This window comes from Williamsia sterculiae (assembly GCF_900156495.1).
GTDB classification, from domain to species: Bacteria; Actinomycetota; Actinomycetes; order Mycobacteriales; family Mycobacteriaceae; genus Williamsia_B; species Williamsia_B sterculiae.
Genome location: NZ_FTNT01000003.1, coordinates 334,456 through 346,827 on the forward strand (window position 1 = coordinate 334,456; position 12,372 = coordinate 346,827).

Sequence of the window (12,372 nt, forward strand, 5' to 3'; positions counted from 1 at the left end):
TGATGGACGAGCACAGCGAGAACACCTTCTCCCGAGAGGAATCACGTGGCACCGACACCAGACCCTTACGCAGCGCTTCCCGCACTTCCGGGTTTCACCCTGACCTCCGACAGCGTCACCGACGGTGAACCACTCGGCAATGCGCAGGTCAGCGGGATCATGGGTGCGGGCGGGCACGACGCGTCGCCGCAGTTGACCTGGTCCGGTTTTCCCGAGGGCACCAAGAGTTTCGCGGTCACCGTCTTCGATCCGGACGCTCCCACGGTGTCCGGCTTCTGGCACTGGGCCGTCGCCGACATCCCGGTGTCGGAGACGTCGCTTCCCGAAGGAGCGGGTGACGACGAGGGCAGCGCCCTCCCCGCCGGTGCGGTGCAGTTGCGCAACGACTCCGGCAAGGCAGGCTATGTGGGTGCCGCACCGCCGCCCGGACACGGCCCGCACCGCTACCTCGTGGCCGTGCACGCAGTCGACGTGGAGTCCCTGGAGCTGCCGGAGGGGGCGACACCGGCGTTCCTCGGATTCAATCTCTTCAGCCACGCCATCGGACGTGCTGTCATCGTCGGCACCTACGAGCAGCCGGAGGGCTGAGGGGGCGGCTCAGCTGTCCATCTCGACTCAGTTGTACATCTGGACTCAGCCGGGCGCCGCGCACCCACCGGGGTCGCGGCGTTCGGTGTCCGCGCCGCTGCCGACCGCGTCACCCAGCGACCCGAACCCACCGGCACGCAGCCGTTCGGCGATGCCGCGGTGGATTTCCGACGCCCAGAGCGGACCGCCGTAGATGAATCCCGTGTAGCCCTGGATCAGCGAGGCTCCCGCGCGGATGCGTTCCCAGGCCTGATCTGCGGTCTCGATCCCGCCGACCGACACGATGGTCAACCGGTCGCCGACGCGTCCGTACACCCGCCGTAGCACCTGCAGCGACCGCTCGTTCAATGGCGCGCCCGACAGTCCGCCCGCACCCATCGCGGAGACCTCCGACGCCGGGGTGCGCAGCCCGTCCCGGGCGATGGTGGTGTTGGTGCACACGATGCCGGCCAACCCGAGTTCCACGGCCAGATCGGCAACGGCGTCGATGTCGTCGTCGGCGAGGTCGGGGGCGATCTTCACCAGCACCGGGATCCGCACCTCGGCGACCACCGCGCCCAGCAACGGACGCAACGACGACACCGCCTGCAGGTCGCGCAGGCCGGGGGTGTTGGGCGAACTGACGTTGACCACCAGATAGTCGGCGTGCGGCGCCAACAGGCGGGCGCTGTACAGATAGTCGTCCACGGCGTCGGCCGGTTCGACGAGCTTGGTCTTGCCGATGTTGATCCCTATCGGCACCGACCCGACCGGGCGTTGCGCCCGCAATCGGGTGACCACCGCGTCGGCACCGTCGTTGTTGAAACCCATCCGGTTGACGATGGCCCGGTCGCCGGGTAGTCGGAACATCCGTGGCGCCGGGTTGCCGGGCTGCGCGCGTCCGGTCACCGTACCGAGTTCGGCATAACCGAAACCCAGTGCGCCCCAGGCGTCGACGGCGGTCGCGTTCTTGTCGAACCCGGCGGCCAATCCGAGGGGGGCGGGAAAGTCGATGCCGAACACCCGTGATCGCAGGATCGGGTCGTGGGTGCCGAGCAGGTGGGTACCGAGCCGGCGCAGCGGGGCCAGGCGGCCGACACCCGCGATGACGGCGGCGGCGACGGTATGTATCCGCTCGGGTGGCAGCAGGAACATCAACCGCAGCAGCCACGGGTAGACCGCGGTCGACAACCTGTCGATCATGCGCTGAGCTCGGTGTCGCCGCGTCGTGGGATGCGACGTTTGAGCAGCACCTTGCGGGTGCCGTCGGAGTACAGCCGCACCCGGGAGATCTCCCACCCGCTGAACTCGGCCTCGATCGACAACCGGATCGACGCGGTGAGACGGGTCACGTCCGGGGGCAGACGCAACGGCAGGAACTCGTAGCCGTCGGCGGTGATGGTGTCCCACTCCCGGGGGAACCCGCGCGTCGTGCCCCCGCGTGCTGTCTTCCTCACCGCGTCATCACCGGTCCTCGTGCTCGTCGTGCGTGCCGCGCGTCACCCGAATGCAGCCGCGTTCGCCTGCTCGTCCGCCGTGACCACCTGCACCCCGGCACCGTTCGCCGAGAGCAGGTACAGCGAGTGGTCGCGTGGGTCGACGACCATGTGGTCGGCCTGGCTGACCGTGGTCAGCCGATGCCGCAGCACCGGCACCCCCGAGGCCAGGTCGTATCCGCGCGCCACACTGTCACCGGTGGACGACACCCATGCCAGCGCGTGGGCGTCGTCGTAGTCTACGGCGTACGGTCCACCGGCCACCGGGAAGCGGAACCGCATGATCATCGGGTCGCCGGCGAAGCCGAGGAGCTCGCCGTCGCGGGTGTTGGCGACCAGGAAGCGGCCGTAGTGGTCGACCGTCAGCGTGGTCGCACCGTTACCCGCACGCAGGGACAGGCCCATCGTGCCCGCGTCCACGTCGACGGCACTGACCGACGACTGGGCGCGGTCCAGGGCCAGGACCTGCGGCGCGGCCCCGTCGCGGGGGTGGACCGCGAGGTCGTCGGCCCGGACCAGACCGGAGATGTCGTGCTGGACCTCGCCGTCGACGCCCACCACGACCACGTGCCCGGTGTCGGTCCCGATCACGGCGCGACCGTCCGGCAACCACCGAGCACTCAGCGGCGTGCCTGCGGGGAGGTCGCCGCTGGTCACCGCACCCGACGCCACGTCGAGGGTCATCAGGGCGTGCGGTCCGGCCAGGAGTACGCGACCGTCGCGAACGTCGCTCATCGCGGTCGCTGCCGAGGGCAGTGTCGCCGTGACCGCGCCGACCACCGTGTCCAGCGACGACGCGGCACGCACCCGATCGGTCGGCAGCAACGACACCCGGGTACCCGCGGTGTTCAGGACGGCGAGCCGATCGTCACCGACCGCCAGGGACGACCCGAACCCCGGTGCCGCGACCGTGTGGCCCGCCGCCGGACCGGGTGACGTGGCGGGTGCGGCAACGGCCGTCGCCGGGGCCACTGTCGCCACGTCGGGGGAGTTTCCGGATTTTCCGCCGCCACAGGCTGCGATCAGCACCATGGACAGCACAGCGGCGCACACCACCGCGAACCTGCGCATGCGATCAATACTGCCGCAGGACCCGGCGGGTGACGCCCGGCGGTGTGTTCGGCCGTCGGGGTTCTCGCCCCGTACGATGTGGCGCCGTGACGGATTCCATGACGTGGGCGCAGACGCTGGTGCTCGGCGCGGTGCAGGGGCTCACCGAGTTCCTCCCCATCTCCTCCTCGGGGCACCTGCGGATCGTCTCGGAGGTCTGGTTCGGCGACGATGCGGGTGCCTCGTTCACCGCGGTGACACAGCTCGGCACCGAGGCCGCGGTACTGCTGTACTTCTTCCGGGACATCGTGTCGATCGTCGTGGCCTGGTTTCGCGGACTGTTCGACGCGAGTCGTCGCGACCTCGACTATCGCATCGGCTGGTACGTGATCTTCGCGACCATCCCCATCGGCATCCTGGGCATCGTCTTCAAGGACGTGATCCGCACCGGTGCGCGCAACCTCTGGGTGATCGCGACCATGCTGATCGTGTTCGCGCTGGTCATCGCGGTCGCCGAGCGGGTGGGTGCCAAGCAGCGTCCGCTCGAGCAGTTGACGTTGCGCGATGGCCTGGTCATGGGTGCGGCACAGTGCCTCTCGCTGATCCCCGGGGTGTCGCGCTCGGGTGCGACGTCCAGCGCGGGTCTGTTCCTGGGGTTGCAGCGCGAGGCGGCGGTGCGGTTCTCGTTCCTGTTGGCCATTCCCGCGGTGTTGGCGTCGGGGTTGTTCAGCCTGCCCGACGCGTTCACGCCCAGCGGTGAGGGGTTACAGGCCAGCGGGGTCCAGTTGCTGGTCGCCACCGTGGTGGCCTTCGTCCTCGGGTACGCGTCGATCGCCTGGCTGTTGCGGTTCGTGTCCGCACATTCGTTGAACTGGTTCGTCGGCTACCGGATCGCCGTCGGCGTGCTGGTACTAGGCCTGCTTGCCGGCGGGGTGATCAACGCCACCTGAGCGACGGCGCGTTCGGCGGGTGGGGACGTCGTGTGGACCGTTGTTGCGATCGAGTGGACCGGCGTCGAACGTGTGCCCGGACCGGGGCCCTCGGCCACGCCGCCTAGAGTGAGAGCAGTGACCGTCATCCTCGTCCGCCACGGCCGTTCGACCGCCAACACCTCCGGGGTGCTGGCCGGGCGTTCGGAAGGCGTGCAGCTCGACGAGAAGGGTGCCGAGCAGGCGGCGGGCCTGGTGGAGCGGCTGGCCGGAGTCACCGACCTCGCCGCCATCGTCCGGTCACCTCTGCTGCGGTGCGCGCAGACCGTGGCCCCGCTGGTGGATGCGGTTCACGTCGACGAGATCGTCGATGACCGGCTGGCCGAGGTCGACTACGGCGAATGGACCGGCAAGACGATCAAGGAGTTGGTCTCCGAACCGCTGTGGCGCACCGTGCAGCAGCACCCGTCCGCGGCGGTGTTCCCCGGTGGCGAGGGTCTGGCCGCGGTGCAGACCCGCGCGGTCGCCGCGATCAGGGAATACGATCGGAAGTTCTCCGCGGCCGCAGGCGAGGGGCGCGACGCGGTGTGGATCGCGTGTTCCCACGGTGATGTCATCAAGTCGGTGGTCGCCGACGCGATGGGCTGTCACCTCGACTCCTTCCAGCGGGTCGTCGTCGACCCGGCGTCGATCACGGTGATCAGGTACGGCGAGACACGGCCATATGTGCATACGGTGAACAACACGGGCCACCGACTGACCGTGCCCCGTCCGCCCCCCGCGAAGGAGGCGCAGGCGACCGCGGGCACCGACGACGCGGTGGTGGGCGGTTCGACCGGGACGGAACCGCAGCCATGACCCGCATGCGACGGGCCGACTCACGCCGTCGGGCGCGGGGGATAATGACTTCGATGGGAAGGAGGTGCCATGTCACGAGCGATCCATGTGTTCCGGAGTCCTGATCGGTTCATCGCGGGCACCGTCGGCCATCCCGGCGACCGGACCTTCTATCTGCAGGCCATCCACGAGTCGCGTGTGGTGAGCGTGTTGCTGGAGAAGCAGCAGGTGCAGATCCTCGCCGATCGCATCGGTGCCCTGCTCGAGGAGATCCATCGGCGGTTCGGTACCCCGCTGCCGCCGGACGCCGAGGGTGTCGGCGACCTGAGCCCGTTGGTCATGCCGGTGGATGCCGAATTCCGGGTGGGGACCATGGGACTGGGCTGGGACGCCGAATCGGAGGCGGTGGTGGTGGAACTGTTGGCCATCACGGAAGGTGAGTTCGACGAGAGCGTGGTCCTCGACGACACCGAGGAGGGACCCGACGCGGTTCGCGTGTTCCTCACCACGGGCGCGGCGCGCGATTTCGCCGATCGGTCGAGCCGAGTGATCTCCGCGGGTCGGGAGCCTTGCCCGCTGTGCGCCGAACCCCTGGATCCGTCCGGACACATGTGTGTGCGCACCAACGGGTACAAGCGCGGAGCCGAGCTGGACAAGTCCCTCGACTTCATCGACCCGTCGGTCCTCGACGACCCCGGTCTGCGTCAGGACGATGACGATGACGACGAAGCCTCGGGAGACTGATCGGTGAGCGTCGGCGCCGTGCCGGAGGCCGGTGGTGCGGACCCGGGCGCGGTGCTGGCGGGCGGTGAGTTGGAGATCCTGGGGCGAATCCCCACGGCCAGCAATGCCACCCTGGTGTGCGATGCCGTGCTCGGTGATCGTCGCGAGCGATGTGTCTACAAGCCGGTGCGTGGCGAGCAGCCGCTGTGGGATTTTGCCACCGGGACCCTGGCCGGTCGCGAGGTCGCGTCGTACGAGATCTGCCGGGCTCTGGGGTGGGATGTGATCCCGACCACCCTGTTGCGGGACGGCCCGTTCGGCGCGGGCATGGTCCAGCGATGGATCGACACCCCCGACGAGGTGGAACACGCCCGGGGTCGGCTCGACGTGGTGGACCTGTGTCCGGAGGATGCGGTCCCCGACGGGTGGCGTTCGATCCTGCGCGCACTCGACGCCGACGGCGACCGGGTGGCGCTGGTGCACGCCGACGACCCACGACTGCAACGGATGGCCGTACTGGACGTGCTGATCAACAACGCCGACCGCAAGGGTGGCCATGTGCTCGAAGGAGTGGACGGTCAGATCTACGGCGTCGATCACGGGATCTGCCTGCACCACGACGACAAATTGCGAACCGTGTTGTGGGGGTGGGCCGGGGAACCGATCCCGGCGCACCTCATCGCCGACATCGAGCACTTCGCCGACGATCTGGCCGGAGCGCGCGGGACGGACCTCCGCGACCGGCTGCGCCCGTTGATCTCGGCCGAGGAGGTCGCGGCCCTCCGCGACCGCGCCGAAACGCTGGTGTCGGACCCGGTCATGCCCACACCGGACCGGGCGCGGCCGATCCCGTGGCCCGCGTTCTGAGGCCCCTGTTCCGAGGCCGTCACGGCCACGAACGCGACCTCCGGTCACGGCCGTCGATCGGCGAACCCTAGGCTGAGGGCATGCAGTCGTGGTCCGAACCCGCCGTGCCCGAGATCAGCGGCACCGGTCCTCAGCTCCGCCTCTACGACACCTCCCGCGGGGAGGTGGCCCCGGTCACACCCGGTCCGACGGCGACGATGTACGTCTGTGGCATCACCCCCTACGACGCCACCCACCTCGGGCATGCCGCGACCTACCTGGCCTTCGACCTGGTGAACCGGCTGTGGCTCGATCTCGGGCACGACGTGCACTACGTGCAGAACGTGACCGACGTCGACGACCCGCTGTTCGAACGGGCCGACCGTGACGGCGTGGACTGGCGCGACCTCGGTCGGCAGGAGACCGACCTGTTCCGCGAGGACATGACCGCGTTGCGCGTACTGCCCCCGCGTGACTACATCGGCGCCGTGGAATCGGTGGACGAGGCCGCCGAGATGGTCGGCGCACTGCTCGCGTCGGGTGCCGCCTACACGGTCGACGACGCCGCGCACCCCGACATCTACTACCGCACCGATGCGACCCCGCAATTCGGTTACGAATCCCGCTACGACCGGGCGACGATGGTCCGGTATTTCGCCGAGCGCGGCGGGGATCCCGACCGCGTGGGAAAGCGCGACGAACTCGATCCGGTCATCTGGCGGGCGGCCCGCGACGGTGAGCCGTCGTGGTCCTCGCCGAACGGTCCCGGCAGGCCCGGCTGGCACATCGAGTGTTCGGCCATCGCGGTGAACCGGCTCGGAATGGAATTCGACATCCAGGGCGGCGGCAGTGACCTCATCTTCCCGCACCACGAGTTCTCTGCCGCACACGCCGAATCACTCACCGGGACACGGCGTCTCGCTCGGCACTATGTGCACACCGGGATGATCGGCCTGGACGGCGAGAAGATGTCGAAGAGCCGCGGCAACCTGGTGCTGGTGTCGAAGTTGCGCGAACGGGGTGTGGATCCGGGAGCGATCCGGCTCGGTCTGTTCGCCGACCACTACCGTGCCGACCGCTTCTGGACCGACGACGTGCTGCACACCGCGCAGCACCGTCTCGACCGCTGGCGTCACGCGATGCATGCCGAGCGCGGTCCCGCCGCCGAACCCGTCATCGACCGGCTGCGCACCCACCTCGCCGACGACCTCGACACACCGAAAGCGCTGGTCGCCGTGGACGCCTGGACCGACGACACCCTCGACGGCGTCGGTTCGGTGACAACCGCGCCCGGCGAGCTGGCCAGGGCGGTCGACGCTCTGCTCGGGATCGCGGTGTGAGCGGCCGACCCGCACGCAGGTCTGACCCGTTCGCCGGACCGGCGGCTGGGTACAGTTACGCCGTGGCGCACGCAGATCAGCTCGAGCCGGACACCACCGAGGGTGTCTGGACGGTGGTGACCCGGACCTCGACCTACCTTCTGGACTTCGACGAGATGACGCTCCTGCGAGCTCCGGGGGTCGGCAGCTCCGACGACGAGTCCTGGGCGATCAGCCAGCTCCGTCGTGATTCCGAGGACATCCCGCTGCTCGGCGTGAAGTCGTGCCGGGTGGGGGAGTCGGCCCAGTTCTGGGTCCGCGCCACCGACGATCCCGATGTGCGTACCTGGCGCATCACCACTCCGGTCGTGAGCATCGAACGCATCAGCTGACCACTCGGCGCCCTCAGAAAGCCACCTCGATGATCCCGTCGACCACCCGCGCCGGGTAGACCGGCAGCGATCGCACCGACGGGTCGGTACACCGCCCGTCGGCGAACGCGAACAGGTACTGATGCAGGGGGCACATCACCCGGTCGAGGTCGATCTGTCCGTCGGCGATCGGGCCGCCACGGTGTGGACATTGCGCCGACGTGGCCCGCACCGACCCGTCACCGAGTCGGAACACCGCGATCTGGACACCCCCGACCACGTAGGTGCGACCCTCGCCGGGGGTCATGTCCTCGATGCTGCCGACCGCGACGAACCCGGTACCGGCGTCCACGACCTCGGCGGTCATCGAACCGGCACCTGGGGCAGCGGCAGCAACGGCAGCGCCGAGGTGAACTGGGCAGGCGACGTGGGTTCACGTCGGTCCCGCCAGGGGTCGCGGTACCCGGCGACCGCGTCGTCGATCCGTTCCTGCAGACCCGCGACCGACCCGTCGCGGTCGTCGACCACGACAGCCCGCAGCTCCTCGATACCGATCCGCGGGACGAAGGCGTAGGTGCGTTCCAGCCACTTGGCGTGTTCGCGGTAGTACTGGATGAACAGCCCGCACAGCCGGACGACCTCGTCGGCGGAGTCGACGGTGGCCAGCAGGTCACCCTTGCGGATGTGCGCGCCCGCCGCGCCGCCCACGTAGATCTCCCACCGCCCGTCGCCGATCGCCACCACCCCGAAGTCCTTGCACAACGCCTCGGCGCAGTTGCGCGGACAACCCGTCACCGCGAGCTTCAGTTTGGCGGGCGACTCCAGCCCCTGGAAGCGGTCCTCGATCGCGATACCCAACGCGGTGGAATCGCCGAGGCCGAAGCGGCAGTAGTCCGTGCCCACACAGGTCTTCACGGTCCGGAAGCTCTTGCCGTAGGCGTACCCGGACGGCATGTCGAGGTCCTCCCACACCCTGGGCAGGTCCTCCTTGCGCACCCCGAGCAGATCGATCCGCTGACCACCGGTCATCTTCACCATCGGAATGGAGTACTTGTCGGCGACGTCGGCGATGCGTCGCAGCTGATCGGGGTTGGTCACCCCGCCCTTCATCTGCGGGACCACCGAGAACGTGCCGTCGCGTTGGATGTTCGCGTGTACGCGGTCGTTGATGTACAGGGCACCGGGCTCGTCCTCCCAGTCGCGACCCCACACCACCCGCAACAAGGAGGCCAGCGGCATCTTCGCGGTGGCGTCCGGACCGTCGGGCGCCAACGCCTCGAACACCGCCGACACCGACCGCAGGTTGCTGATCCGGACCGCGCCGATCAGCTCGGGTTTGGTCATCGGGATACACGGCACGTACCAGTTCACCGACGGGTCCTCGGCCAGGTCGCCGCCCGCGGCCCAGGCCACGATGTCGGCGACCAACCCTTTACACGACCCGCACCCCTTCCCGGCGCGGGTGGCCGCGACCACGGCACCCACCGTGGACGCCCCGTCGCGAACGCGCTCGACGATCTGACCCTTGCTGACGCCGTTGCAGTTGCACACCTGGGCGTCGTCGGCGAGCTCGGCGGCCCCGGCCTGTTCCGACGGGGCGCCGAGGTCGAACAACATGCCGATGCGCTCGTCGGGGAGCGGCACCTTCTCGTCGAAGGCCTGGGTCAGGAACCCCACCTTGCTGACGTCGCCGAGCAGGGTCGCACCAATCAGCTTGTTGTCCCGGACCACGACGTTCTTGTAGACGCCGGTACGGGGTTCGTAGAACTGCACGAACTCGTCGGTCTCACGCTCGGGACCCTGCACACCCATCGCGGCCACGTCCACACCCGCGACCTTGAGCTTGGTGGTCAACCGCGACCCGTGGTACTCCGCGGCCGGGTCGGTACCGGTGAGCACGTCCGCCACCACGGTGGCCTGCTCCCACAGTGGCGCGACGAGCCCGTACACCTCGCCACGGTGCTGGCAGCACTCGCCGACCGCGTAGATCGAACCCTCGTCCTCGCACCGCATCTGATCGTCGACGACGACGCCGCGTTCCACCACCAACCCCGCCGCCCGGGCCAGGTCCACGTTGGGTCGGATACCCGCGGTGACCACCACCATGTCGGCGGGCAGGCTGCCGCCGTCGCGGAAACCGACTCCGGTCACCGCACCCGCGTCGTCGCGCAGCACCGCGGTGGTGCGGGTGGCCGTGTGCACACCCACACCCATCGCCTCGATGGTGGTGCGCAGCACCCGGCCGCCGCGCTCATCGATCTGTTGGTTCATCAGATGGCCGGGGGAGTGCACCACGTCCACGTCGAGGCCCTGCGTGCGCAGCCCGTGCGCGGCCTCCAGGCCGAGGAGTCCGCCACCGATCACCACCGCGCGCAGACCGTCGCCCGACGCGGCCATCTGCAGCATCCCGTTGGTGTCGGCGATCGTCCGGAAGCCGAACACCCCCCGGCCCAGCCGGCCGTCGGGTTCCCGCAGACCGTCCATGTTGGGGAAGAACGTGTTGCTGCCGGTGGCGAAGATCAGTGTGTCGTACCCGATGACGCGGTCACTCTCGCAGGTCACGGTCTTGGCGAAGCGATCGACCGCGACGGCCCGGTCACCCGCGTATAGGGTCACGCCGTTGTCCCGATACCACCCCATCGGGTTGAGCATCAGGTCCTCGTCGTCGAGGGCTGTCTCACCGGACAGCACATGCGACAGCATGATGCGGTTGTAGTTGCCGTAGGGCTCGTCGCCGATGACGGTGATGTCGAAGGCGTCTCGGTCGCGTTCCAGGATCTCCTCGACGGTGCGTACCCCGGCCATCCCGTTGCCGATGATCACCAGCCGGTTCGCCATCAGAACTGCACCATGCCGAAGTCGATGACCAGCTCGCCCGTACACCCCTCGGGGGCCGCGAAGACCAGTTCGAGCACCGAGTCGGCATCGACGTCCTCGACCACCCGCAACGGGATGTTCACCGACCCGCGGGCACCCAGCGGGAACCAGCGCATCGGCGCCTGATCACGCAGCAGGGTGACGTAGACCAACTCGTCGGAGCTGTTACCGCCCCGGAAGTAGAGCGGTTGCACGGTCATGCCCTGCGGTACGACGTAACTCAGGGACGGATCCAACGGTGCCTGCTTGGTCAACCCGGATCCGGTGAAACCGAAGACACCCTGCAGGAACTTGGGGGTACTGGCCATGGACCCGACTATTCGGGTCGGCGATGAAAAGCGACTTGCGCCGGTGTTACGTGTCGATTCGCATGTGCTCACCGGATCGTCGTGACCCGGGTGAGTGCGCACGCGGCACGACGGTGGGAGTGATCACCCTCCGTAGGTCTCGCCGGGCCCCCGTCGGCGCAGGTATTTCTCGAACTGCGCCGCGAGTGCGTCGCCGTCGATCTCGGCGAGGGTCTCGTCGAGATCGACCTCGGCGTCGCCGCGCTCCTCGAGGCCACGCACGTACTCGGCGATCTCCTCGTCGTCGTCGGTCATCTCGGTGACCGCACGCTCCCACTCCTCGGCCTGGGCGGGCAGCTCGCCGAGCGGAACCTCCACGTCGAGGACCTCCTCGACCCGCTGCAACAGCGCCACCGTCGCCTTGGGGTTGGGTGGGGTGGAGACGTAGTGCGGTACCGCCGCCCAGAACGACAGCGACGGGATGGCCGCCTGCACACACTGATCCTGCAGGATCCCGGTGATCCCGGTGGGGCCCTCGTACCGGCTCTGCTCCACCCCGTACCGCGTGGCCGCCGCCGGGGTGTGCGCGGTCCCGGTCACCGGCACCGGGCGGGTGTGTGGGGCGTCGGCCAGCAACGCACCCAGGGTGACGACGGTCTGGGCCTGCAGGGCATCGATCACGTCGATGATCTCCTTGCAGAACGAACGCCAGCGCATGTTGGGTTCGATGCCGTGGACCAGCACCACGTCGCGCTCGGATCCGGGCGGGCTGCACCACGACACGGTGGTGGTCGGCCACACCACTCGACGCGTCACCCCGTCGACAAGCGCTACGGTGGGGCGGTTGACCTGGAAGTCGTAGTATTCGTCCGGGTCCATCTCGAACAGTGGCTGAGCATCCCAGACCAGGGCCAGGTGCTCGACGGCGCCGCTGGCCGCGTCCCCCGCGTCGTTCCACCCCTCGAATGCGGCGATGACCACCGGTTGCCGCAGGGTAGGAAGGTTTGCGACCTGCGAAGCGTTCACCGACCAAGCCTACGACCGATCACCGACTGAGAGCGAACTACCCT

14 protein-coding genes are annotated in these 12,372 nt (G+C 68.9%); 7 read left to right on the forward strand and 7 right to left on the reverse strand.

Annotation, left to right across the window (positions count from 1 at the left end; all coding sequences use genetic code 11):
• Positions 1-45 precede the first annotated feature (45 nt).
• Complete coding sequence (locus BW971_RS07125; RefSeq protein ID WP_076477909.1) at positions 46-588, forward strand: YbhB/YbcL family Raf kinase inhibitor-like protein; 543 nt, start codon at positions 46-48, stop codon at positions 586-588.
• 45 nt (positions 589-633) lie between these two features.
• Here the strand turns inward: BW971_RS07125 and BW971_RS07130 are convergent, their stop codons facing one another.
• From BW971_RS07130 to BW971_RS07140, 3 genes are read right to left on the reverse strand one after another with little or no spacing between them, the layout of a single operon-like run.
• Positions 634-1,770, reverse strand: a complete 1,137-nt coding sequence (locus BW971_RS07130; protein ID WP_076477911.1) for a quinone-dependent dihydroorotate dehydrogenase — start codon at positions 1,768-1,770, stop codon at positions 634-636.
• Positions 1,767-2,024 (reverse strand): DUF5703 family protein, encoded by a 258-nt coding sequence (locus tag BW971_RS07135; RefSeq protein ID WP_076477912.1) that lies wholly within the window; start codon positions 2,022-2,024, stop codon positions 1,767-1,769. The genes BW971_RS07130 and BW971_RS07135 overlap by 4 nt, the downstream gene beginning before the upstream one ends.
• A 42-nt stretch (positions 2,025-2,066) precedes the next feature.
• Positions 2,067-3,134 (reverse strand): YncE family protein, encoded by a 1,068-nt coding sequence (locus BW971_RS07140; protein WP_076477914.1) that lies wholly within the window; start codon positions 3,132-3,134, stop codon positions 2,067-2,069.
• A gap of 86 nt (positions 3,135-3,220) precedes the next feature.
• Between BW971_RS07140 and BW971_RS07145 the strand changes: the two genes are divergently transcribed.
• The 6 genes from BW971_RS07145 to BW971_RS07170 all read left to right on the forward strand — a co-directional run bounded on the left by BW971_RS07145 (position 3,221) and on the right by BW971_RS07170 (position 8,159).
• Complete coding sequence (locus BW971_RS07145; protein WP_076477916.1) at positions 3,221-4,063, forward strand: undecaprenyl-diphosphate phosphatase; 843 nt, start codon at positions 3,221-3,223, stop codon at positions 4,061-4,063.
• Between the two features lie 117 nt (positions 4,064-4,180).
• On the forward strand, positions 4,181-4,900 hold the full coding sequence (locus BW971_RS07150) for a histidine phosphatase family protein (RefSeq protein WP_076477917.1): 720 nt from the start codon (positions 4,181-4,183) through the stop codon (positions 4,898-4,900).
• Between the two features lie 69 nt (positions 4,901-4,969).
• Positions 4,970-5,623, forward strand: coding sequence for a DUF3090 domain-containing protein (locus tag BW971_RS07155; RefSeq protein WP_076477919.1), 654 nt, complete (start codon positions 4,970-4,972; stop codon positions 5,621-5,623).
• A gap of 3 nt (positions 5,624-5,626) precedes the next feature.
• Entirely contained in the window at positions 5,627-6,469 is an 843-nt protein-coding gene (locus tag BW971_RS07160; RefSeq protein ID WP_143690232.1) for an SCO1664 family protein, read from the forward strand.
• A gap of 80 nt (positions 6,470-6,549) precedes the next feature.
• On the forward strand, positions 6,550-7,788 hold the full coding sequence (gene mshC / locus BW971_RS07165) for a cysteine--1-D-myo-inosityl 2-amino-2-deoxy-alpha-D-glucopyranoside ligase (RefSeq protein WP_076477921.1): 1,239 nt from the start codon (positions 6,550-6,552) through the stop codon (positions 7,786-7,788).
• Between the two features lie 62 nt (positions 7,789-7,850).
• A complete protein-coding gene (locus tag BW971_RS07170) occupies positions 7,851-8,159 on the forward strand; it encodes a hypothetical protein (RefSeq protein ID WP_076478291.1) in 309 nt (102 codons plus the stop codon).
• A 13-nt stretch (positions 8,160-8,172) separates the two neighbouring features.
• Here BW971_RS07170 and BW971_RS07175 read toward each other — a convergent pair whose 3' ends face one another.
• The 4 genes from BW971_RS07175 to BW971_RS07190 form a co-directional block, all read right to left on the reverse strand.
• Positions 8,173-8,505 (reverse strand): Rieske (2Fe-2S) protein, encoded by a 333-nt coding sequence (locus BW971_RS07175; RefSeq protein WP_076477923.1) that lies wholly within the window; start codon positions 8,503-8,505, stop codon positions 8,173-8,175.
• Positions 8,502-10,976, reverse strand: a complete 2,475-nt coding sequence (gene nirB, locus BW971_RS07180) for a nitrite reductase large subunit NirB (protein WP_076477925.1) — start codon at positions 10,974-10,976, stop codon at positions 8,502-8,504. Before nirB ends, BW971_RS07175 begins: the two co-directional genes overlap by 4 nt.
• On the reverse strand, positions 10,976-11,323 hold the full coding sequence (locus BW971_RS07185) for a molybdopterin oxidoreductase (RefSeq protein WP_076477927.1): 348 nt from the start codon (positions 11,321-11,323) through the stop codon (positions 10,976-10,978). The genes nirB and BW971_RS07185 overlap by 1 nt, the downstream gene beginning before the upstream one ends.
• A 123-nt stretch (positions 11,324-11,446) precedes the next feature.
• Positions 11,447-12,328, reverse strand: a complete 882-nt coding sequence (locus tag BW971_RS07190; RefSeq protein ID WP_076477929.1) for a PAC2 family protein — start codon at positions 12,326-12,328, stop codon at positions 11,447-11,449.
• Positions 12,329-12,372: the final 44 nt, after the last annotated feature.

Coding starts and splice junctions, on each gene's coding strand:
- nirB (WP_076477925.1), bottom strand. CDS start 10,976: ATGGCGAACCGGCTGGTGATCATCGGCAACGGGATGGCCGGGGTACGC.
- BW971_RS07185 (WP_076477927.1), bottom strand. CDS start 11,323: ATGGCCAGTACCCCCAAGTTCCTGCAGGGTGTCTTCGGTTTCACCGGA.
- BW971_RS07175 (WP_076477923.1), bottom strand. CDS start 8,505: ATGACCGCCGAGGTCGTGGACGCCGGTACCGGGTTCGTCGCGGTCGGC.
- BW971_RS07140 (WP_076477914.1), bottom strand. CDS start 3,134: ATGCGCAGGTTCGCGGTGGTGTGCGCCGCTGTGCTGTCCATGGTGCTG.
- mshC (WP_076477921.1), top strand. CDS start 6,550: ATGCAGTCGTGGTCCGAACCCGCCGTGCCCGAGATCAGCGGCACCGGT.
- BW971_RS07130 (WP_076477911.1), bottom strand. CDS start 1,770: ATGATCGACAGGTTGTCGACCGCGGTCTACCCGTGGCTGCTGCGGTTG.
- BW971_RS07155 (WP_076477919.1), top strand. CDS start 4,970: ATGTCACGAGCGATCCATGTGTTCCGGAGTCCTGATCGGTTCATCGCG.